The organism is Pseudomonas sp. GM79, from assembly GCF_000282495.1.
Taxonomy (GTDB): domain Bacteria; phylum Pseudomonadota; class Gammaproteobacteria; order Pseudomonadales; family Pseudomonadaceae; genus Aquipseudomonas.
Genome location: NZ_AKJE01000110.1, coordinates 68,111 through 90,443, shown reverse-complemented (window position 1 = coordinate 90,443; position 22,333 = coordinate 68,111). Strand labels below are relative to the sequence as shown.

17 protein-coding genes are annotated in these 22,333 nt (G+C 58.6%); 7 read left to right on the top strand and 10 right to left on the bottom strand.

The window, feature by feature from the left end; genetic code table 11:
- Positions 1-62: 62 nt before the first annotated feature.
- Positions 63-1,736, top strand: a complete 1,674-nt coding sequence (locus PMI36_RS03015; RefSeq protein ID WP_007943712.1) for a DEAD/DEAH box helicase — start codon at positions 63-65, stop codon at positions 1,734-1,736.
- Between the two features lie 169 nt (positions 1,737-1,905).
- On the opposite strand, the gene PMI36_RS03020 is transcribed toward PMI36_RS03015, so the two are convergent.
- Positions 1,906-2,673, bottom strand: coding sequence for a DODA-type extradiol aromatic ring-opening family dioxygenase (locus PMI36_RS03020; RefSeq protein WP_008075674.1), 768 nt, complete (start codon positions 2,671-2,673; stop codon positions 1,906-1,908).
- 103 nt (positions 2,674-2,776) lie between these two features.
- On the opposite strand from PMI36_RS03020, the gene PMI36_RS03025 reads away from it, so the two are divergent.
- Positions 2,777-3,433, top strand: coding sequence for a thiopurine S-methyltransferase (locus PMI36_RS03025; RefSeq protein ID WP_008075671.1), 657 nt, complete (start codon positions 2,777-2,779; stop codon positions 3,431-3,433).
- A gap of 198 nt (positions 3,434-3,631) precedes the next feature.
- Here PMI36_RS03025 and htpX read toward each other — a convergent pair whose 3' ends face one another.
- Both htpX and PMI36_RS03035 read right to left on the bottom strand, forming a co-directional pair.
- Positions 3,632-4,519 (bottom strand): protease HtpX, encoded by an 888-nt coding sequence (gene htpX / locus PMI36_RS03030; protein ID WP_008075669.1) that lies wholly within the window; start codon positions 4,517-4,519, stop codon positions 3,632-3,634.
- A 317-nt stretch (positions 4,520-4,836) separates the two neighbouring features.
- Positions 4,837-6,048 carry a pyridoxal phosphate-dependent aminotransferase gene (locus tag PMI36_RS03035; RefSeq protein ID WP_008009397.1) on the bottom strand — a complete coding sequence of 404 codons (1,212 nt, stop codon included), beginning with the start codon at positions 6,046-6,048 and terminating at the stop codon, positions 4,837-4,839.
- 226 nt (positions 6,049-6,274) lie between these two features.
- Here PMI36_RS03035 and msrB point away from each other — a divergent pair, with 226 nt between their 5' ends.
- The 3 genes from msrB to PMI36_RS03050 all read left to right on the top strand — a co-directional run bounded on the left by msrB (position 6,275) and on the right by PMI36_RS03050 (position 7,801).
- The gene (msrB, locus tag PMI36_RS03040) at positions 6,275-6,670 is read left to right on the top strand and encodes a peptide-methionine (R)-S-oxide reductase MsrB (protein ID WP_008075667.1); all 396 of its coding nucleotides are present in this window, start codon (positions 6,275-6,277) and stop codon (positions 6,668-6,670) included.
- Between the two features lie 187 nt (positions 6,671-6,857).
- Positions 6,858-7,343, top strand: coding sequence for a glutathione peroxidase (locus PMI36_RS03045; RefSeq protein ID WP_008075665.1), 486 nt, complete (start codon positions 6,858-6,860; stop codon positions 7,341-7,343).
- Positions 7,340-7,801, top strand: coding sequence for a MarR family winged helix-turn-helix transcriptional regulator (locus PMI36_RS03050; RefSeq protein ID WP_007895038.1), 462 nt, complete (start codon positions 7,340-7,342; stop codon positions 7,799-7,801). Before PMI36_RS03045 ends, PMI36_RS03050 begins: the two co-directional genes overlap by 4 nt.
- On the opposite strand, the gene PMI36_RS03055 is transcribed toward PMI36_RS03050, so the two are convergent.
- Positions 7,785-10,106, bottom strand: coding sequence for a hybrid sensor histidine kinase/response regulator (locus PMI36_RS03055; protein WP_032830716.1), 2,322 nt, complete (start codon positions 10,104-10,106; stop codon positions 7,785-7,787). The genes PMI36_RS03050 and PMI36_RS03055 overlap by 17 nt on opposite strands.
- Positions 10,107-10,259: 153 nt before the next feature.
- Here PMI36_RS03055 and PMI36_RS03060 point away from each other — a divergent pair, with 153 nt between their 5' ends.
- The gene (locus PMI36_RS03060; RefSeq protein ID WP_008075660.1) at positions 10,260-11,150 is read left to right on the top strand and encodes an ATP-binding protein; all 891 of its coding nucleotides are present in this window, start codon (positions 10,260-10,262) and stop codon (positions 11,148-11,150) included.
- A complete protein-coding gene (locus PMI36_RS03065; RefSeq protein WP_008075659.1) occupies positions 11,147-11,629 on the top strand; it encodes a GAF domain-containing protein in 483 nt (160 codons plus the stop codon). Before PMI36_RS03060 ends, PMI36_RS03065 begins: the two co-directional genes overlap by 4 nt.
- On the opposite strand, the gene PMI36_RS03070 is transcribed toward PMI36_RS03065, so the two are convergent.
- The 6 genes from PMI36_RS03070 to PMI36_RS03095 all read right to left on the bottom strand — a co-directional run bounded on the left by PMI36_RS03070 (position 11,630) and on the right by PMI36_RS03095 (position 22,297).
- On the bottom strand, positions 11,630-14,575 hold the full coding sequence (locus PMI36_RS03070) for an HD domain-containing phosphohydrolase (RefSeq protein ID WP_008075656.1): 2,946 nt from the start codon (positions 14,573-14,575) through the stop codon (positions 11,630-11,632).
- A 49-nt stretch (positions 14,576-14,624) separates the two neighbouring features.
- The gene (locus PMI36_RS03075) at positions 14,625-18,269 is read right to left on the bottom strand and encodes a transporter substrate-binding domain-containing protein (RefSeq protein ID WP_008075654.1); all 3,645 of its coding nucleotides are present in this window, start codon (positions 18,267-18,269) and stop codon (positions 14,625-14,627) included.
- Positions 18,270-18,277: 8 nt separating this feature from the next.
- Positions 18,278-18,904 (bottom strand): response regulator transcription factor, encoded by a 627-nt coding sequence (locus PMI36_RS03080; RefSeq protein WP_008075651.1) that lies wholly within the window; start codon positions 18,902-18,904, stop codon positions 18,278-18,280.
- 256 nt (positions 18,905-19,160) lie between these two features.
- On the bottom strand, positions 19,161-19,565 hold the full coding sequence (locus PMI36_RS03085; RefSeq protein ID WP_008075649.1) for a response regulator: 405 nt from the start codon (positions 19,563-19,565) through the stop codon (positions 19,161-19,163).
- A 169-nt stretch (positions 19,566-19,734) separates the two neighbouring features.
- Entirely contained in the window at positions 19,735-21,066 is a 1,332-nt protein-coding gene (locus tag PMI36_RS03090; RefSeq protein ID WP_008075647.1) for a deoxyguanosinetriphosphate triphosphohydrolase, read from the bottom strand.
- Between the two features lie 67 nt (positions 21,067-21,133).
- A complete protein-coding gene (locus PMI36_RS03095) occupies positions 21,134-22,297 on the bottom strand; it encodes an EAL domain-containing protein (RefSeq protein WP_008075645.1) in 1,164 nt (387 codons plus the stop codon).
- Positions 22,298-22,333: the final 36 nt, after the last annotated feature.

Genomic DNA, 22,333 nt, shown 5'->3' with positions numbered 1-22,333 from the left:
TCTTACACGGCATGCGCAGCTTTGGAGCATGGGTCTTTGCGGATGCACTTAGAGGCAGACCCATGACCCAGGAAACCGGCGGCTTCGCCGCTTTTAATCTTAATCCGAATATTCTTGCAGCTGTCATTGCGACCGGCTACGAAGAACCTTCGGCTATTCAGCAGCAATCGATCCCGATCATCATGGCCGGTCACGACATGATTGGTCAGGCGCAAACCGGTACGGGTAAAACCGCCGCGTTCGCCCTGCCGATCCTGCACCGCATCGATCCTGCAAAGCGCGAGCCGCAAGCCCTGATCCTGGCGCCAACCCGTGAGTTGGCGCTGCAAGTAGCAACCGCTTTCGAAACCTACGCCAAGCAAATGCCGGGCGTTACCGTTGTGGCCGTTTACGGCGGCGCGCCTATGGGCCCACAACTGAAAGCAATCCGTAATGGCGCACAGATCGTTGTCGCCACGCCGGGCCGTCTGTGCGACCACCTGCGTCGTGACGAAAAAGTCCTGGCAACCGTGAACCACCTGGTTCTCGACGAAGCCGATGAAATGCTCAAACTGGGTTTCATGGACGACCTCGAAGTTATCTTCAAGGCACTGCCTGCAACCCGTCAGACCGTATTGTTCTCGGCCACCCTGCCGCAGTCGATCCGTGCCATTGCCGAACGCCATCTGCGCGATCCGCAACACGTGAAGATCCAGACCAAGACTCAGACCGTTACCGCGATCGAACAGGCTCACCTGTTGGTTCACGCTGACCAGAAGACCTCGGCTGTATTGAGCCTGCTGGAAGTGGAAGATTTCGACGCCCTGATCATGTTCGTGCGCACCAAGCAAGCGACCCTGGACCTGGCCAGTGCCCTGGAAGCCAAAGGCTACAAAGCCGCTGCGCTGAACGGTGACATTGCTCAGAACCAGCGTGAGCGCGTGATCGAATCCCTCAAGGATGGCCGTCTGGACATCGTTGTGGCGACCGACGTTGCCGCTCGTGGTCTGGACGTTCCGCGTATCACTCACGTATTCAACGTTGATATGCCGTACGACCCGGAATCCTACGTTCACCGTATCGGCCGTACCGGCCGTGCCGGTCGCGAAGGTCGTGCACTGCTGCTGGTGACTCCTCGTGAGCGCCGCATGCTGCAAGTGATCGAGCGTGTAACCGGTCAGAAAGTTGCCGAAGTTCGTCTGCCGGACGCCCAGGCCGTTCTCGATGCTCGCATCAAGAAACTGACCAACAGCCTGTCGCCGCTGGTCGCTGATGCCGAATCGACTCACGGTGATCTGCTGGATCGCCTGACCGCCGACATCGGTTGCACCCCGCGTGCACTGGCCGCTGCTCTGCTGCGCAAGGCAACCAACGCTCAGGCGCTGACCCTGGCCGCAATCGAGAAAGAACGTCCATTGGTGCCGAACAACGCACCGCGTGGCGATCGTCCAGAGCGTACCGGTGATCGTCCGGACCGTGGTGATCGCGAGCGTCGTGCTCCGGTTCCATTGGCCGAAGGTCGTGCTCGTTGCCGTACCGCGCTGGGTGCGCGTGATGGTATCGCTGCCAAGAACCTGCTGGGTGCCATCCTGAATGAAGGCGGTTTGGCGCGTGAAGCCATCGGCCGCATCCAGGTGCGTGACAGCTTCAGCCTCGTCGAGCTGCCGGAAGATGGTCTGGAGAAGCTGCTGACCAAACTGAAGGACACTCGCGTTGCCGGTAAGCAGTTGAAGCTGCGTCGCTATCGCGAAGATTGATCCGCTCTCGAGCTGATTGATCGCGCATAAAAAATCCCCGACTGGTTCGGGGATTTTTTTTGCCTGGAAAAAGATCGCAGCCTCGTTTCACTCGACAGCTCCTACAGGAATCTCGTCGAACGCGGTCGATGTAGGAGCTGCCGAAGGCTGCGATCTTTTGATCCTGACGTTATCCGAAGCGATAAATATCCATGCCCAGAGCTCCCATGGTGAATCCCTGATGGACAATGCTGAACTCACCCCCAGCCGCGCGGGCAAAGTACAGCGGCAGCAGATGTTCGTCGCTCGGATGGTTGCGCACAGCATTCGGAGCTTGCTGACGATAGTCGTGCAATGCGGCTTCGTCATTCGCTTCAAGCTTCTCGATCATCCAGTCGCGGAACGCCTTGGCCCAGGGTTCGACGCTTTCCGGGCCGGCATGCCAGTCCAGTTCCCGCAGGTTGTGGGTGATGCTGCCGGAGCCGATCAACAGCACGCCGTGCTCGCGCAGGCTGGCCAAGGCATGGCCGACGCGGGTTTGCAGGGCGGGGCCGCCACGGGTGGGCAGCGAGACCTGCACCACCGGGATATCAGCTCGCGGATACATCAACGACAAGGGCACCCAAACGCCATGATCGAACGGTCGCTGGGCGTCGATGCGCGCCGGCAGGCCATCGGCCTTCAGCAGCTCGACCACCTCCGCCGCCAGTTGCGGATTGCCCAGGGCCGGGTATTGCACCTCGAACAAGGCCTGGGGAAAGCCGCCGAAGTCGTGCCAGGTTTCAGGCTGAGGGTTGCCGCTGACCAGCAGTTCACTGCTTTCCCAGTGCGCGGAAACTATCACGATGGCTTTGGGTTTCGGCAATGCGGCGGCCAGGCGCGCGAGGGCCGGCCCGCTGGCGCCCGGTTCCAGGGCTAGCATCGGAGAGCCATGAGAGATATACAGGCTGGGGAACATGAATGAGCTCCTGAGAGTAAGATGGCACCATCTTCAGTCAGATCATTGATCTAAATCTAATATAAGTTTTAGGGTCTTTTGATCGAATTTTTCGGGGTTAATTATGCAGCCGGAGTTTTGGCACAAACGATGGGCGTCGAATCAGATCGGCTTTCATCTGCCGGAAGTGAATCCTTATCTGCAACGGTTCTGGCCAGCGTTGGGCCTGGAAGAGGGCGCTCGCGTGCTGGTGCCGCTGTGTGGGAAAAGCCTGGATCTGTTGTGGCTGGCGCACCAAGGTCATGAGGTCTTGGGGATTGAGCTGTCGGAAAAGGCCGTGGAGGATTTCTTCAGTGAGCATCAATTTGACCCGGACGTCAGTGAGCAGGGGCCGTTCAAGGTCTACCGTGCCGGTTCAATCGAGTTGTGGTGTGGCGATTTCTTTGAGTTGACGGCAGGCGATGTGGCCGACTGCAGCGGTTTGTACGACCGCGCGGCATTGATTGCTCTGCCGCCGGCGATGCGTGAGCAATACGCGGCTCATTTGATTCGCATTCTGCCGAAGGATTCTCTGGGGCTGTTGATTACCCTGGATTACGACCAGGCGCAGATGGACGGGCCGCCGTTTGCGGTGCTGGATGATGAGGTGCAGCGGTTGTTCGGCGATGTGTGGGCGCTGAAGATTCTGGAAGACCAAGACGTCCTGGGTGAGAGCTGGAAGTTTCTCGAGGCCGGAGTCACGCGGCTGGAGGAGCGAGTCTATCGGGTTGCCAGCCATTAACCATTAAGGTGTGTTGAGTTTGCTGGCCTCTTCGCGAGCAAGCCCGCTCCCACAGTGGACCGCGCCCATTCAGATCACGCGGTCAACTGTGGGAGCGGGCTTGCCCGCGAAGAGGCCCTGAAGAGCACCGCACTAATCAAACAAACAAAAAAAAGGCCCGCATCGCGCTGCGGGCCTTTTCTTTTGGTGCGGAGCCTGTCAGCCCCGACGACGCAATGCGTCAATGCGCTCTTCCAGCGGCGGGTGGCTCATGAACATACGGGCGAACCCTTGTTTGAGACCACCGTTGATGCCGAAGGCATTCAGCGTGTCCGGCATGTGCACCGGCAGCCCTTGTTCTGCACGCAGACGCTGCAGGGCGCCGATCATTGCGCTGGTACCCGCCAGGCGTGCGCCGGCATCATCGGCCCGGAATTCACGCTTGCGCGAGAACCACATGACAATGGCGCTGGCCAGAATGCCCAGAACCAGTTCGGCGAAGATGGTCGCTACGTAGTAGGCGATACCTTGGCCTTCTTCGTTCTTGAAGATCACCTTGTCGACAAAGTTACCGATGATCCGGGCGAAGAACATCACGAAGGTGTTCACCACGCCCTGGATCAACGCCAGGGTAACCATGTCGCCATTGGCCACGTGGCCGATTTCGTGGGCCAGAACGGCTTTCACTTCATCCGGCGAGAAACGCTCGAGCAAGCCCTGGCTGACCGCGACCAGTGCGTCGTTCTTGTTCCAGCCGGTGGCGAAGGCGTTGGCTTCATAGGCCGGGAAAATCCCGACTTCGGGCATCTTGATCCCGGCTTCGCGGGACAATTGCTCGACAGTTTGCAGCAGCCATTGCTCGTGCCGGGTGCGCGGCTGGCTGATGATCTGGGTGCTGGTGCTCATTTTCGCCATCCACTTGGAGATGAACAGCGAGAACAGGGAGCCGGCGAAACCAAAGACCGCACAGAAAATCAGCAGCTGATTGAGGTTGAGATCAACCCCATTGGCCGCCATGAACCCGTTGAAGCCGAAAAGGCTCAGGGTGATGCTGGCAATCAGCACGACCGCCAGGTTAGTGGCCAAAAACAGCAAAATGCGCATCATGGTTGTAGAAATCTCCTCGTGCTAAAGATGTAGCGTACTGCGGGGTATATAAGGTGCTGCACCGGGCTATTCAACCGAGTGACTATTTCAAACTGTGTCCTACAACAACAGTCTAGCGGCTTGAAGGGCATTTCCGACGTCGGCATGGGAAACGGTTGTCAGCCAATTAGCGTCGCAGGCCCCCGCCGTTGTTAGGCGCGGGCATGAAACGTGTCGTCCGTCAGCGCTTGAAACAACGATACAGGGTAGGGTGCACAGATGTGTTGCTGAATTAATCACCGTGCGACTTTAACCCGCGTCGCACGGTGACAGGCCACTTACTGGCGATAGGATTTGAGGAAGTTACCGATCCGGCCGATTGCCTGATCCAGGTCGTCGAGTCGTGGCAGGGTGACCACACGGAAGTGGTCCGGCCATGGCCAGTTGAAGGCCGTGCCTTGTACCACCAGCAGCTTCTCCGAGAGCAGCAGATCGAGCACGAATTTCTCGTCGTTGTGGATCGGGCAGACTTTCGGATCGATCCGCGGGAACGCATACAGCGCGCCCATCGGCTTGACGCAGCTAACGCCCGGAATGTCGTTCAGCAGCTCCCAGGTACGATTGCGCTGTTCCAGCAGACGCCCTTGCGGCAGCACCAGATCGTTGATGCTCTGATAGCCGCCCAGCGCGGTCTGGATGGCGTGCTGGCTCGGCACGTTGGCACACAGGCGCATGTTGGCCAGCATGTCGATGCCTTCGATGTAGCTCTGTGCATGGTGTTTCGGACCGGAAATGGCGATCCAGCCGGAACGGAAGCCGGCCACGCGATAGGACTTGGACAGGCCGTTGAAGGTCAGGCACAGCAAGTCCGGCGCCAGTGAGGCGGTGCAGATGTGTACGGCATCGTCGTACAGGATCTTGTCGTAGATCTCGTCGGAGAACACCACCAGATTGTGCTGGCGGGCCAGTTCCAGCATGCCCAGCAGCACTTCCTTCGAGTACACCGCACCGGTCGGGTTATTCGGGTTGATGATAACCAGCGCCTTGGTGTTCGGGGTGATCTTGGCCTTGATGTCGGCCAGGTCCGGCCACCAGTTGGCCTGCTCGTCGCACAGGTAATGCACCGGGTTGCCGCCCGCCAGGCTTACTGCGGCAGTCCACAGCGGATAGTCGGGAGCCGGCACCAGCACTTCGTCGCCGTTGTTGAGCAGGGCCTGCATCGACATCACGATCAGTTCGGAAACGCCGTTGCCCAGGTAGATGTCTTCGATGCCGACGCCTTCCACCTGCTTTTGCTGGTAGTACTGCATCACGGCCTTGCGGGCGCTGAACAGGCCCTTGGAGTCGCTGTAGCCCTGGGCGGTCGGCAGGTTGCGGATCACGTCCTGAAGGATTTCATCCGGCGCTTCGAAACCAAAGGGCGCCGGGTTGCCGATGTTCAGCTTGAGGATGCGATGGCCTTCCTCTTCCAGGCGTTTGGCGTGCTTGAGCACTGGGCCGCGAATGTCGTAGCAGACGTTGGCGAGCTTGTTCGATTTGCTGACCTGCATGGCGATGTGTTCCCGAAAATGAACGATCCAGGCGGCGTATGAACGACCGTACTGGGAATCCTGCGTATTCACACAGGCCTGACACCTTGAGTGGCGGCACTCATAAATCCGTTTGAATGCACGTGGTCTGGCTGCCAGACTGGCGTTTGACGAGGCGCAATCATACGTGCCGCCCGATCCGTGGAAAAGGTACAGATCGGGCTTTTTCAGCTGCTGAGGTGTAACAATGGAAAAGTTGGAAAAAACCCTGGAAGAATGGCGGGCCATGCTTGATCCGGAGCAGTACAACGTTTGCCGCCTCAAGGGCACCGAGCGGCCATTCTCCGGTAAATACAACGGCACCAAAACCGACGGTGTCTACCACTGCATCTGCTGTAACGCGCCGCTGTTCGACTCAAAGACCAAATTCGATTCCGGCTGCGGCTGGCCGAGCTTCTACGCGCCGATCGGCGACAGCGCGATGGTCGAGATCCGTGATGTCAGCCACGGCATGATCCGCACCGAAGTGGTCTGCGCCAAGTGCGATGCGCACCTTGGGCATGTGTTCCCGGATGGTCCGCCGCCCACTGGTCTGCGTTACTGCATCAACTCGGTGTGCCTGGACCTGGTTCCCCGCGAGTAAGGCGAGCCCCGTAGGAGCGAAGCTTGCTCGCGAAGGCGTCTTGGCATTCAACACTGATGTTGACTGGCCCGGCGCCTTCGCGAGCAAGCTTCGCTTCTACAGATGAACGGCGTTCAATATTTTAAATTGCACACAATTCAATTGCTCGCTATGTTTGGTCTTTCTTCCTTCTCTCGGAGTTCGTGCCATGAGCGACAACCTGCTGAGCATCCCTTGCACCACCATCAAGGGCGAGCAAAAGACCCTGGCCGATTTCGCCGGCAAAGCAGTGCTGGTGGTCAACACCGCCAGTAAATGCGGGTTCACCCCGCAATACAAAGGTCTCGAAGAGTTGTGGCAGACCTACAAGGATCAAGGCCTGGTGGTGCTCGGCTTTCCCTGCAATCAGTTCGGCAAGCAAGAGCCGGGCAACGAGGGGGCGATTTCCGAGTTCTGCGAGTTGAACTACGGGGTGAGCTTCCCGCTGTTCAAGAAGATTGAAGTGAATGGTGCCGGCGCCCATCCACTGTTCGTTCAGCTGAAAAAACGCGCACCGGGCGTACTGGGATCCCAGGGCATCAAGTGGAACTTCACCAAATTCCTGATCGGCAAGGACGGCAAGTTGGTCAAGCGCTTTGCTCCGGCGACCAAGCCGCAGGACCTGAGCCGCGAGATCGAAGCCCTGCTCAAATGAATACGTTGTCAGTTGATTCACTGAAGCTCGACAGTCAGCTCTGCTTCAAGCTGTATGCCGCATCGCGGGCGGTGATCCGTGCCTACAAGCCTATGCTCGATCAGTTGGGCCTGACTTACCCGCAATACCTGGCGATGCTGGTGTTGTGGGAATGGCAGGAGACGGCGCCGGAGCAGCCGACGGTCAAGGCCCTGGGTGAGCGCCTGGCGCTGGACTCTGGAACCTTGACGCCGCTGCTCAAGCGCCTTGAGCAACTGCAACTGGTGCAGCGTCAGCGTTCGGCGCGCGATGAACGTGAGGTGCACTTGAGCCTGTCGCCCGCCGGCAAGGCTTTGCGTGATCAGGTCGGGCCGCTCAAGGCCCGGCTGTTATGCGATAGCGGCGTCGATCTGGATCGCCTGAATGATCTGCGCGATGGCCTCGATCACCTGCTGGGGCAAATCAAAGCGCTGTCGTAGTGGGTATCCACAAGTCGAGCAGGGCGGCCAGTTCCTCCCTGCGAAAAGGCTTGGCCAGGTAGTCACTCATGCCCGCCGCACGGCAGCGTTCACGCTCTTCGGACATGGCGTTGGCGGTCAGGGCGACGATGGGCAGCTGTGGCCAGCGCCCGCTGCGACGAATCTGCCGACTGGCTTCATAGCCATCCATCACCGGCATGTTGCAGTCCATCAGCACCAGATCGAATTCGCTCTGCTCAAGCTGATCCAGCGCTTCGCCGCCGTGGGCCGCGACACTCACCTCGCAACCGAGTTTTCCGAGCATGCCCTTGGCCACCAACTGATTGACCGGGTTGTCTTCTACCAGCAGGATGCGTCCGCGTCGCAGGGGTGAGATGGCTTCGATCCGCGCCCCGTTGATGGTGGTGAGTTCCGGCTGCAGGATCCGCCGCAATGTCTGGTAAAGCGCATTGCGCGCCAGAGGTCGAGCCTGTTGCTGCAAGGGCGCGAGGGCGTTGACTTGGTCGCTGGGCAGGAAACTGCCGTAGGCGGTCACCAGCAGAATCGGCGCGGTGAAGGTAGGGCGCAGGCCAAACAGGCATTCGGGGCAGTCGGTGATCAGCACATCCGGCTTTAGCCCGATCAACCGGTCATCGATGGAACGCTGCTGATAGTCGAGCCCCCAGCTGGGCAGCAGACTGTGCAGCAGTTCTGCCAGACCGCTGCTGGCGGCGGTGATCGCGACGATGTTGCCCCGCAGTGCGGCCGGGGAAATGGCCCGGGTATGGCAGGGCAGGGGCAGGTCGGCGCAGAACTGGCTGCCGAAGCCCGCTTCCGAGCTGATCGTCAGACGCCCTTGCATGGCTTCGCAGAGGCTATAAGTCAGCGCCAGGCCCAACCCGGTGCCGCCAAATTGCCGGGTAATACCGGCACCGGCCTGGGTGAAGGGCTGGAAGATTTTCACCTGCGCGTCCTGGGCGATGCCGATGCCAGTGTCGCAGACTTCGATTCGCACACCGTCTTCGAACGTTGAAAGACGCACATCGACCCGTCCGAAACGGGTGAACTTGAGGGCGTTGGACAACAAGTTACTGACGATCTGCCGGACCCGGGTCGGATCACCGAGCACCAGTGCGGGAAATTGCGGGTCGATCAGGCATGCCAGCTCGACACTCGGCGCGGCGTTCTGGGACAGCAGGTTGGCGGTGTCTTCGATTAGCGAACCAAGGTCGAACGGAATGTGTTCGAGTTCGAGCTGGCCGGCATCGAACTTCGACAGGTCGAGAATATCGTTGAGCAGTTCCACCAGCACTTTGCCCGAGTCATGGGCGATGGACAGCTGTTGTTGCTGCTCGGCATTGAGCGGGCCGTCCAGCGAGAGCGCGATCATCCCCAACAGACCGTTGAGGGGCGTGCGGATTTCATGACTCATGTTGGCCAGGAATACCGAACGCGCTTCGGCCATGTCCAGGGCAGTGCTGCGGGCGACCTCCAGCTCTTCGTTCGATTGGCTGAGGCGGGAATTGATCGCCTTGAGTTCCGCGGTGCGGGCCGAGACGATGTTTTCCAGTTGCGAGAGGTAGTCGGTCAGGCGGTTTTCGGCGTTTCGCCGTTGCTGGATTTCAGTGGCTATGTTTTCAAACTGCTGATTGGCGACCTTGACCAAGACCCCGATTTCATCGTTTTCATGCCCCGTCGGACACTCCAGCAACGTCGGTTCCGCGCTGCGCGGATCACGGCCACTGAGTTCGCGGATAACCCGCACCAGCGGTTTGGTCAGCATCACATAAAACAGCGCCAGCAGAATGCCCGTGAGAATCAGGCTGCGCGCGAAGCCGTTGAGCAGGGTCACTTCGGCCCGGCGCAGGAAACGACTGCCAAAGGTGTAGGTATCGACTTCCAGTTGCAAGGTCCCGAGGGATTCGTCGGGCAAGTGGTCGAGGTAAAGGCGGTCTGCGAACTGCCGGTTGGCGCCGAACAGGAAGTCGCTGATCATCCGGTCACTGTTTTCCAGGCCCGGACGTTTGACGCTGGCCAGCACGGTATTGTTGTTGTCGGTCAATTGCGCGCCGATGATTGCCGGGGAGCGCAACAGACCCAGGGCCAGTTCCTGAGCAAGTTCGGCATCGATGTTGTAGGCGATGCGAGATGCGGGGTTATGACTGATTTCCAGCAACGACAGTATTTCGCGGTTGATGGAGGCATCTTCGCTGGCATAATCGATGCCTATTTGCAGCAGGCTGAGCAGCGTGCCCAGAATGAATCCAGCCAGCACCGTAAGCCTGGCTTGTTTGTATGACAGCCGGTGGCTGAACTTGATATCCATGGGATGTTGAACCACTTCCGTTTCCCTTCGCTGCTCAAGCATAGTCGATCATCAATGGATACCGATGTTCTGGCAAAACACTTGTAGGGGTATAGACGCTGTGTTTCGTCGCTGTATCGCCATCATTACCTTGAACGTGCCCGAGGAGAAGACGTGGATTCCCGATTGAATGCTTTTCTTGAACGCGCCGATGCCGTTTTGGCCCGCATCGAGCCGCTGCTCCCTGCGCCTCGGCAAGCCATCGACTGGACGCACTGCCTGGCCGCACGCTGGCAGCGCGAAGGGCGCAGCGGTTTTCTGTTGCCGCTGCAAGTCAGCCTGGACACGCGTTTGTCCGACTTGATCGGCGTTGACCGGCAACTGGAGCAACTGGGCCGCAACACCCGCCAGTTCCTCGACGGCATGCCGGCCAACCATGCTTTGCTCTGGGGTTCGCGAGGCACCGGTAAATCGTCGCTGGTGCGCGCCTTGCTGTCGGAACACGCCAAAAGTGGCCTGCGGCTGATCGAGATCGAACGCGATCACCTGGCGGACTTGCCGCGCGTGGTCGAGCAGATCGCCAAGTTGCCTCAGCGCTTTGTGCTGTTTTGCGATGACCTGTCGTTCGATTCGGGCGAGGGCGATTACCGCGTGCTCAAGAGCGTGCTCGATGGTTCTCTCGAACAGGCGCCAGATAACGTTCTGCTGTACGCCACCTCCAACCGTCGCCATCTGGTGCCGGAAAAGGAAAGCGATAACGAGAACTGGAAAAGGGTCGATGGCGAACTCCATCCCAGTGAGGCGGTGGAAGACAAGATCGCGCTGTCGGACCGTTTTGGCCTGTGGCTGTCGTTCTATCCGTTTACTCAGGAGCATTTCCTCAACGTCGTCGAACACTGGATCGGCCAATTGGCCGACAAGGCTGGCCTTGAGTGGCAGCGTGACGAAGAGCTGGACATCCTCGCAGTGCGCTGGGCCACGGGCCGGGGCAATCGCAACGGACGTTGCGCGTATCAATTTGCCCGCTATTGGGTCGGGCTGAAGCTGTTGGAGCACAAGGCATGATCGATTTACAAAAGAGCGGCCAGGGCCTGGAGGGCTACGGCATGCTGTGGGCGCAGCTGGAATCACTGCTGGCAGACGAGCGTGACTTTATCGCCAATGCCGCACAATTTTCGGCGTTTCTGTTCAACCAGCTCGATGACCTGAACTGGGCCGGCTTCTACCTTAATCGCAACGAAGAACTGGTGCTTGGCCCGTTTCAGGGGCAGATCGCCTGTGTACGAATTCCATTCGGTCGCGGTGTGTGCGGGGCGGCAGCGGCCACCTTGCAGACTCAACGGGTCGAAGATGTACATGCGTTCCCCGGGCACATCGCGTGCGACAGTGCCTCGAACAGTGAGCTGGTGGTACCGCTGGTCAAGGACGGTCGACTGATCGGTGTGCTGGACCTCGACAGCCCGAAACTTGCACGTTTTACCGCTGAAGATCAGGCCGGTATCGAGCAACTGGCAGCGATTTTCTTGCGTCTGACTGACTGCTGATCAGGTCTTCAAGCCGGCCTTGATCAACAGGCTTGACGGGTCGACTGCATCAATCTGTCGTGGGTCGAGAAAACGGTTGGCATACTGCAAGTAGACTTCGTCGTTGATGAACAGCCCGAACAACTCAGCGTCAATGTGGGCGTCACGGCACATGGTGGCCATGATGCCCAGCGCTTCGCTCAAGGACTTGGCTTTCTTGTAGGGGCGATCGGCGGCGGTCAGCGCTTCGAAAATATCGGCAATCGCCATCATCCGCGCCGGCAAGCTCATGTCTTCGCGCTTCAACCGTTTGGGATAACCGGTGCCGTCCATTTTTTCGTGGTGGCCACCGGCGATCTCCGCGATGTTACTGAGGTGGCCGGGGAAGGGCAGGTGACTGAGCATCAGTATCGTCTGCACCATGTGGTGATTGATGATGTAACGCTCCTCGCGAGTCAGGGTGCCTCGGGTGATGCTCAGGTTGTAGAGCTCGCCCCGGTTGTACTTGTAGCGTGGCACGTCAAGCTTGAATCCCCACGGATTGTCGGCCGGAATCAGTTCACTGTCGGCGCGTTCGAGCAAGTGTTCGGGTTTATCCGCCAGCAGCGGCTCGCTGACCGGCAGAGTCGGCGGCGGGGTCCGTGCCTGACGACGGTTCTCTTCCCACGAAACCCCCAGTCGATCGTCCAGGGTTCGGGTCCAGGTGCGTTTGGCGATGGTGTTCAGGCGTTGCAGATCGGCCTCGGCCATGGCCTCGCTGCCAAGATTGCAGCGGGCAATGAACGCGAAATCATCATCCAGCGCCGCCAGGTTGGCATTGCGTAATTGCGTCAGAGGCTGCTCGTCACCCCCTAGGGCGATGGCCTGCCAATAGTTGATCCAGGCATCACGCTTGAGCACTTCGAACCGTGTGCGGATTTCGTGGATGCGGTCGTTCAGGGTCTCAAGCTTCGTGGCTTTGTCGACCACGTATTCAGGCGTGGTGATCTTGCCGCAATCATGCAGCCAGGCAGCGATGTGCAGGGCTTCCCACTCATCGTCGGTGGGCCGATAGCTGCTGAAGGCCGGGGCCTGACTGGCTGCGGCGGCCTGCGCCAGCATCAGCGTCAGTGCCGGCACCCGCTGGCAATGACCGCCGGTATAGGGACTTTTGGCATCGATCGCGCCAGCCAGCAGTTGAATAAAAGAGTCCAGCAGCTGCTTCTGTTTGGCTTGCAGGCGCTGACTTTCGATACTCACGGCGGCTGCACCGGAAACCGCCTGGAGAAACGCGATGCGGTCCGGGCGAAGTTTTTCCAGATCTTCCTGCGTGCCGCTGTCGGCCAGCAGCAGGACCAGCAGCCCGACGGTTTCGTTATGACGATTGTGCAGCCGGATACCGATCAGATGAACCCGAGGGCACTCCAGCGCGAGCAAAACCTTCTGCAGGTCCCCTGCCTGTTCGAAGCCGAGGTGGCTGACAACATTGTTGGTATTCGACAGTTCCTGCATCCATTGAGGGCTCAGCGGATCCTGAGGCGTGTGTCCTTGAATATCGAATGATGACAACGCCTGTGAGCTGCCATGGATGACCAGCGCATGAGGCTCCACGCGATCGTCATCACTTTCCCGCAGGTAGAGCAGACCGGCCTGGGCCTGGCCGATCTTTACGGTTTCAAACAACACCCGTTGCAGCAACGGGGCGAAACGGGTCTCGGCGCTCAGGCTGTCGGTAATCTGGAAAAAACTCGCCAGGGTGTCTTTCATGCGCGCCATCGACACGCTCAGTTGGTCGACTTCAAGCACCGGCGAGCGACGGGAGGCGGGAAAGTTGAAATCGAAACTGCGAATCGCATCGGCTTCCTGCACCAGGGCGTGCAAGGGTTTGACCAGGATTCTCGAAGTCAGCCAACCCATCGGCAGGCACAACAGCAGCGTCGCCAGGGTAATCAACGCGCCTTGCCAGCGTATGCGGTAGGCATCGACGAGCAATTCGTCCTCCGGCACCAGTAGCGCCAGTTGCAGTCCCTGCGGGCCACCCTCCTGGATGCTGCTGCGCGCCACGATCCATTGGCGGCCCGCGGTGTTCAAGCGATTGACCTCGGAGGGGCTGGTGAGCAGAGCCGCGAGCGTGGGGCTCAGATCGGCGGCTTTGATCAACCGGGCGGTCTGATCGTCGACGATCAGCTTGCTGCTGTCGGGGTAAGCGATGGCATTGCCCTGGGCATCGAACAGCACAATTTCGGTACTGGGGGTCACCACATGTTCGGCCAGGGTCGCGGACAGTTCAGCCAGCGTGAGGTCGGCCCCCATCACTGCATGCTCGCCACTGCGCCGGGCCAGTGTGGTGCCGACGTTGTGGGTGGAGAAAAAAAGGTAGGGCTCAGTGGTGATCTGATCGTGGTTGCCGAGGGCGCTGGAGAACCAGGCGCGGGTACGGGGATCGTAGGTCTCGTCGGGGTTGTCCTGGCGGCTGACAAGGGCCAGGTTCTGATCGAAAAACAATGATTGGGAGCGGATCTGGCCGGCGCCTGGGTGTTCGATGCTCCACACCTGATACGTCGCCGTGGCCGGTGCCTTGACCTGTGTTTTCAGGGTGACGGTACGCAGGGGGCGAACCATGAAGAAGTCGCCATTGGCGTAGCCCAGGTACAGCGAGGCCAGATCGGGATTGTCCTTGAGCGATTGGCTGAAGGGCTTGAGCAACGCCAGGCGTTGCTCAAGGTCAGGCGCCTGGGTCGCCGGGTTGTCCGCCAGCAGGTTGAGCAGATGACGAATCGGCTGATAGGTGCGGTGCAGGTCCAGACGGACATCCTGCTCGATGCGGTTGAAGAGTTTTTCGCTGCTGGAAAGGATGATATGGGTGGTTTGCCCATAGTTGAAAATACCCAGTACCACCCCGGTCAGTAACAACAGGAAGGTGAACATCACGCTGATATGGATGTGCAGAGGAAACCGGCGTTGATCCGGGCGCAGTGGGCTGGGCATTGCAGCTTTCTCCATGATGATTAACACACTGCTCAGCCCCCAAGCATAGTTAATGCTCCTTCATTGTGCTTTTGTCATGGCGTGCCATCTGTTGTTGCAATGATTGCTCCAGTTCGAGCATGGCGCGCTCCATGGCCTTGCTGCAATCGGCCACTTCATCGTGGTGGAGTCTGTTATTGCAGGCCTGTTCGAGCGCCTCGCAGCTGTCGATCAGTCGGCAGGCCTGGACGATTCGGGCCGCGCCCTTGATTTTGTGGGCAATGTCGAGGAGTGATTGCCGGTCCTTTGACTCGGATAACGCCAGCAGCGCTTTGCGGTCCAGGCGGGTGCTGTTCAGCAGTTCGGTCAACAATCGCTGGTTCAGTGTCGGGTTGCCACCGGTCAACAGGTGCAGTCCCTCCAGACTGAAGGCGGGTGCGCGGACCGTCGGCGTGATGCCTTCGACCCTCTGGCTCAAGGCCGTCAGGCTGAGGGGTTTGAACAGGCAATCGTCCATCCCGGCCAGTTTGCAGCGTTGTCTTTCCTCCGGCTGTGCGTTGGCGGTGAAACCCAGAATGGTACAGGGAGGGCGTTGCAGGTGCTGTTCATGTTGGCGAATGGCCCTGGCCAGCTCATATCCATTCATGATCGGCATGTTGCAATCGGCAATCACCAGGTCGAATGGCTGGCTCTTCCAGGCTTCGAACCCCGCCTTGCCATCCGCTGCGACGTTGAACCGATGCCCCAGAAACTCCAGTTGCTGACACATGAGCAAGCGATTGGCCGGATGATCATCGACCACCAGCACGTTCAAGGGGGTAGTGCTTGGCTGGATTTGCGGCTCGACAGATTCCGGCATCCGTTCCGTCGGCAGGGTGGCCAGGTTCAGCGAAATGCGGACCTGCGTGCCGACGCCCGACTGACTGTTCAATTGCAGGCTGCCGCCCATCATTTCGCACAGATTGCGACTGATCACCAGGCCCAGCCCCGCACCGCCTCTGGCTAACTGGCCGGAGTTATCGGCCTGGACGAAAGGCTCGAACAACCGCTGTTGATCCTGCTCGCTGATTCCTGCGCCACTGTCTTCCACCAGTAACTGCAACTGGACCCGGTCGGGCTCGTCGGTCGACTGCAACTCGACGCTGATCCTGACCTGGCCCTGTTGCGTGAACTTGATGGCATTGCTGATCAGATTGGACAGCACCTGCTTGAAGCGCATCGGGTCCAACACGACATCGGTGGTCGGTTTGGCAGGGCTGAACTCCAGTTGCAGTCCGAGATTTTTCTGCCGGGCCAACCCGTCGAAAATCCGCACCACCGAGGCTACGGTTTCAGCCAGATTGACGCGCTCCGGGCTCAGGTTCAGACGCCCGGATTCGATGCGCGCAATATCAAGAATGTCCCCGATCAGTTCCAGCAGGTCTTTCGCCGAGTGGTACGCGACGTCGATGGCGGGGCGATCCGGATGACTGTGATCGATACGTTTGAGCGTCAGTTCGAGCATGCCGATGATTGCATTCATGGGCGTGCGGATCTCATGACTCATGGTCGCCAGAAAGGTGCTTTTAGCTCGGTTGGCAGCATCGGCTTGTTCCTTCGCGGCCCGTAGTTCATCGAACAGTTGCCGGCGTTCGCTGATGTCGATCCAGCCGCCAATGATGCCCTGCACGTCACCGCTCGAGTCGCGATAGGGAAGAATCCAGTGATAGATCGTCAGCTTGCGGTCTTCGATGTGCAACGGACGGTCGAGAATCAGCGGCGTTCCCTCGGCCATGACGCGCTGGTAGTCCGCCTGATATTCCCGTGCTTCGAAGAGGTTGCCAAGGGTGCCCGGTATGACGCCTTTACCGATGATGTCTTCGCGTTTTGCACGGAAGGCTTCCAGGTAGCTGTCGTTGCAGCTTTGCAGCAATCCCTGGCGATCACGCACGTAAATGGGATGAGGCGTGCCATTGACCAGCGATCGCATGAATTCCAGCTGATCGTTCAAAGCGCGCTCGGCCGCCTGCCGCTGTTTGATCTGGCGCCTCATATAGGCGTTCCAGGCAACGGATATCAGCAGCAACACACCGGCGCCTATAACGATCTGATAGAACACGCGATGATAGTTGCGCCAGGTACTTTGCGAGGCTGCTGAATAGCCGCGCCAGCGGTTGTTGATGATGCCCAGCTCTTCGGGGGCGATGCTCAGCAGTGCCTTGTCGAGGATGGCATTCAGTTCCTTGGCGTCGCGCCCGGTCGCCAGGGAAAACGCTGCCTGTCGGGTACCGATGGTGGTGCTGATCTGAAGTGTCTGTTCGAAGATCCGCGATGAGATGAAGTAGTTGGCGATCACCAGTGAGTTCACCGCACCTTCTGCCTGGCCCTCGGCGAGCAACTCAACGGCACTGAACGTGTCCGGGGTTTCAACCAGGTTGATTCGCGGAAACTCGCTGCGCAGGTAATCCACCAGTGGGTTGCCTTGGGCGATGGCCAGGCGTTTATCCTGCAATTGCGTGAGGTTTGTCGGGCTGTCGGCCGCTTTGCGCGTCAGCAGCACAAAGGAGTTTTCCAGATAGGGACGGCTGAAGCTCAACGTCGTTTCACGTTGAACGCTGGGGAGCAGGGCGGCGATCAGATCGGCCTGATGGTTAGCGATCTGCTCGATCATCTCGTCATCGCTTCGGCTACGCTGGATTTCGAAACGCAAACCGGTGCGCAATCTGATCAGCTCGAGCAGATCAGCCGTGACGCCCCGAAAGTTGCCGTCGCTATCGAAAAACGTCAGTGGCGCAAACGCTTCATTGACCACGACGCGCACGACTGGATGTTGTGCCAGCCAGCGCTCTTCACGGTGGCTGAGTTGCAGCTTGTGGTCGGTGAGAAGAATGTCGCTGCCGGCACTCCAGCGTTTGGCGATGTTTTCTCGCTCGCTGGTGGGGATGGCCTTGAGTACTGCGTTGATGATAGCGAGCAGATCCGGATTGTCCTTCTGCACGGCGAAGCTGAAACCATGGGCTTCGTGTTTACCGAAGTTGGCCATGCGGATGTTGTTCAAATACCCCTTGTTGATCATGTAGTGGGTTGAAATGGTGTCGCCGAGAAAAACGTCGGCCTGGTCGAAGGCAACCGCATTGATTGCATTCTGGTAGGACGGGTAAGAGGTGATGATTGCCTTCGGATACAGCGCCCTGACTTCGTCCAGAGGCAGATAGTGATACACCATGCTGAGCCGCATGCCGGCAAGCCCATCGGTCAGCGATCTGGTTTCTCCTTCTCGTGTCACCAGTACGGGTTGATCCACCGCATAAGGCGTGGATAGGGCAATGTCGGCATTGTCGGCCTCGAACCCATTGGCGGTGCCAAGCATGTCGACCTGGCCTTTCTCCAGCGCCTCGATAGCGGCCCCTCGGGAGGCGAAGCGCTGAACCTTGACCGGCAACCCTATGGCCTTGCCGAGGATGCCTGCGTAATCGGCGGTGAAACCTTCATAGTCGTGGCCGCTGAGGGTCAGGTCGAAAGGAGGATAATCCGGGGCCGATGTACCCAGGATCAATTCACGTTTGTCTGTGACCCATTGTCGTTGTGAGGTATCCAGCTGGACTTCCATGTGCCCGGCCGTTGAACGACTGAGTAGGGCGTAGTGTTCGCTGGCTGTCTGAGCCGCGAGTACTGAAGTGCTCAGGCATAAGCCCGCGGCCATGAGTATCAGGCAATCCTTGAAACGGCTGGGCATCCTGTTTCTCACACTAACGCGTTACGTTTTGCCATATCGATGAGTTCAACCAGGGATTTGGCCTTGAGTTTCTGCATCAGTCGTTTTTTATAAGTGCTGACCGTCTTGTTGCTGAGAAACATGCCCTTGGCAATTTCTTTGTTTGTACGACCCTGGGCGAAAAGTTGTAATACCATCAGTTCTCGATCATTAACGGATTTGAACAATTCCAGGTCGGCCCAGCGCGCGTCGTCATGACGAACAGGGTTCAACGCTTGACTGGGGAAGTAGTTGTAACCAGATAAAACTGCTTTGATCGCACTCATCAGTTCACTGAGGTCTTCCTGTTTGCATACATAGCCCGATGCACCGGACTGCATGCAGCGAATACCGAAAAGTGTCGGACACTGTGCAGTTAATACCAGTGTTTTTAAGGGTGTGCTCATGGCGTTGAAACGGGAAAGAACTTCCAGCCCATCCAGTTTGGGAATGCTGATGTCTAGGATGATCAGGTCAGGCATGCATTCGCGAACCATCTGCATTGCATCGACCCCATTGTCAGTTTCGCCGACGACTTTGTAACCTTCATGTTCCAGTAGCATTCGAACCGCAAGGCGGATGACAGGGTGATCGTCGACAATAAAAACGGAGTTCATAATCAAATCCCATACGTGCACAAATAATGCGCGCACCTTAGCTCAGATAGTTATGGGGCCGCATGAACTGAGGGAGCTATAGCGGCAATATAGGAAAAGTCCTACAACTGAAGAAGAATGGGACTACGTATCAACTAGGTTTTGCATGAGGAAAGGCAAAGGTTTGATAGGTCTAGTCAAGCGATTGAAAGCATTGAGTTAGAGGTCTGAATCTATGCGCTGGTCATTGCTTTAGTGTGTTTGGGTTTTCGTGTTTTTATATGGAGGCCAAGGTCAATAAGTTTCTGAAGTCTGATTGTTTCAATGGTTTGATCAAGTAACCGAGCAAGGGCAATCCATGTTCGTAGGCCATGACTTTAAGTTTGTCCAGTTCGACGGATGTCAGGCTGCTCAGAAGTATTGCCTGCCTGATCATCCCCCGGTGACTGGCGTATTCGATCAAATCAAGGCCTGCAAGGTCGGGCAGGCATTGGTCGCACAGAAGAATGTCGAACGGTTGCGCAGCCTTGAGCATTTGTTGCAAGGCGCCTCTGGCGCTGTCAGTGGGGGTCAGTTGGGTGAAGCCAAAACTCTCGAGCAGGGACTGAGTCGCCCGTAGCTGAAAGGGATGATCTTCCACCAGCAAGATGCGCCAATCATGTTTGAACATAGGAGCTTTCATGAGTCATCTGTCGAGCAAAGGGAGTGAGATTATTTCGCGAGATGGCCGAACAATCGATCAGTCCGCTCCGCACAAGGTGTAGGGCGATTCTGTCGACGTTGAAATACAGATGAATGTCGAGAATTCGATCAGCCGCTCAGAGCTCTCTGACAGGCTGATCGATACGTTTTTATCGGTGGCTTGAACGCCCGGTCATTTCCAGCGCCATTTCACCGGCATAGCTGTCGGTCATGCCGGCGATGAAATCAATCATGCGCAAGAAGGAGGTGTGTAAAGGGCCGTGAGGATCGGGTGCATTGTTGCCCAACAGGTCGAGTATGCGGCGGTGCTTGAAGGATGGCGTACGGCCGTTGTGTTGCTCCAGTGCCGCGCCGCAAAAGGCGTTGAGCAGGATTTCCAGGGTGGTGTAGGCGCCTATTTCGTGGAGTGTCTTGCGCTTGTCCTGGAAGATTTTTTTGCGCGCCATGTCCTTGGCATTCAAGACGCAACGTTTGGCGGGGCCGTGCATGTGTTCCACCAGGTCGCCAGCCAGCGTGCCGGCCAGCAGCGCGTCCTGTTGCTCGACGAACGCTCGGGCTGCTGCGTTGGTCAGGTGTTCGATGGCTTTGCCCCGCAGGATCGCCAGTTTGCGCCGACGCGAATCTTGCGGGCCGAGCTGGCGATAGGTTTCCGGGAGATCGTCGCCCACCAGGTCCAGCAGCAGGGACTCGACTTCGGCGTACTCCAACAGGTCCATCTCCAGGCCATCTTCCAGATCGATCAGCGCGTAGCAGATGTCGTCGGCGGCCTCCATCAGGTACACCAGCGGGTGGCGCGCCCAGCGTTGTTCGTCCAGTTGGGGCAGACCGAGCTTGTGCGCGATCTGTTCCAGCAGTGGCAGTTCGCTCTGATAACAGCCGAACTTGTGCTTCTTGTAGCCCAGTGAGTCGGCGTGTCGAGCAGTCCACGGGTATTTGAGGTAGGTGCCCAGCGTGGCGTAGGTCAGCCGGGTCCCCCCTTCGAACTGGTGGTATTCAAGCTGGGTAAGTACCCGGAAACCTTGGGCGTTGCCTTCGAAATTGAGGAAGTCATTGCGTTCGGCTTCGCTCATCGCATCCAGCCAGCCACGGCCTGCGGCCTGCTGGAACCAGTGGCGGATCGCGTCTTCACCGGAATGACCGAAAGGCGGATTACCAATGTCATGGGCCAGGCAAGCCGATTGCACCACCATGCCCAGATCGCTCGGTTCGCACCAGTCGGGCAGGGCGCTGCGGATGGTTTCACCAACGCGCATGCCCAGCGAACGGCCGACGCAGCTGACTTCCAGCGAGTGGGTCAGGCGTGTGTGGATGTGGTCGTTGCTGGAGACCGGATGGACCTGGGTCTTGCGCCCGAGGCGGCGAAATGCGCCCGAGAAAATGATGCGGTCGTGGTCTTTATGGAAAGGGCTGCGGCCGAGTTCTTCCGGGCTGTGCACAGGCTTTCCGAGGCGTTCGCGGGTGAGCAGGGTTTGCCAATCCAAGGCTGGTTTCTCCGTCAGGTGACTGATCCCCTAGCTTCCCGGTTCGCGCCGGTCCCTGCAAGGAGAACTAAAGCCCCGCGGCATCGATATCGATGAGCAGCAGTCGCTCGCCGTTATCGAAGAATTGCCCGGCGGTGAGGCAGTACTGATTGCTGGTGGCATCGCGGTAGGTGTTGGAAAGCGTCAGCCGGCGCTCATCCCAACCCTCGGCCAGCAAGTGATAAAAGTAGGGGCGCCATGACCAGTTATGGCCCAGGTAGCGGTTATCGGCTTCCCAGCCGTTGTTGCGCCATTCCAGATTGGGGGTCAGCTGCGTGCCGTGGCGGTCGCATTGATAAAAGCGCAACAACCAGGGAAACGCTTCCAGTTGCGGCAAGGTGCTGAGGGGCGCGCTGGCTTGAGCCCAGGCTTGCAGGATGGTCATCAGTTCGCTGAGTTGCTGGCGCATGATCATCAGACGAGCGCGTTCAGCCAGTTTTTGCTGAACATAGCGCTGGCGCAGTTGCGCGAAGCGCTCGACAAAGGCATCTGTGGCGAAGAAATCAGCTTGTGCACGGGCGAACAGAAAGCCCTGTACGTAGCGTGAACCACACTCCAGGGCAAAATTCAGTTGAGCTTCGGTTTCCACGCCTTCAGCGATAATCCAGCAACCGGTTTTCTCCGCCATTTGCGCCAGTGCCTTCACCACCTCGCTGCTGGGGCCTCCCAATGCGGCGGCCTGGAACAATCGCATGTCGAGCTTGAGAATGTCCGGTTGCAGGGCCAGCACGCGATCGAGCTGAGAGTAACCGGCACCGAAATCATCAATGGCGATCCGCGCCCCGGCTTGTCGGTAACGGGCCACGACTTCGGCAAGACGCAGGCTGTCACCGCCCAGTTCGGTGATCTCAAAGACGATTCGTTGCGCGTCGACGCCATGCCTGCTCAACTGCTTGAGACTTGGCAGTGCCTGGTCCCGGTGCAAGCGACTGATCCAGCGGGGCGATATGTTGAGGCTGAGAAACCAGTCCGGGGGCGCTTCATGCAAACGCCTCAGCGCATCATCGCGAATCTGGCGATCAAGACGACGCAGGGCAATGGCGGGGGTTCGCGGGTCGGCGAACAGAGGTCCTACCGAGGTCAGTTGACCGTCGGCCTGACGCAGTCGACCCAGCGCTTCGACGCCAGCGATGCGGCCCGTGGCGGTATCGATGAACGGCTGAAAGCAGGCGAGCGGTTGCCCGTCGATCACGAAGCCTCCTTAGTAAGGTTTTGTTCTGGGTAACCC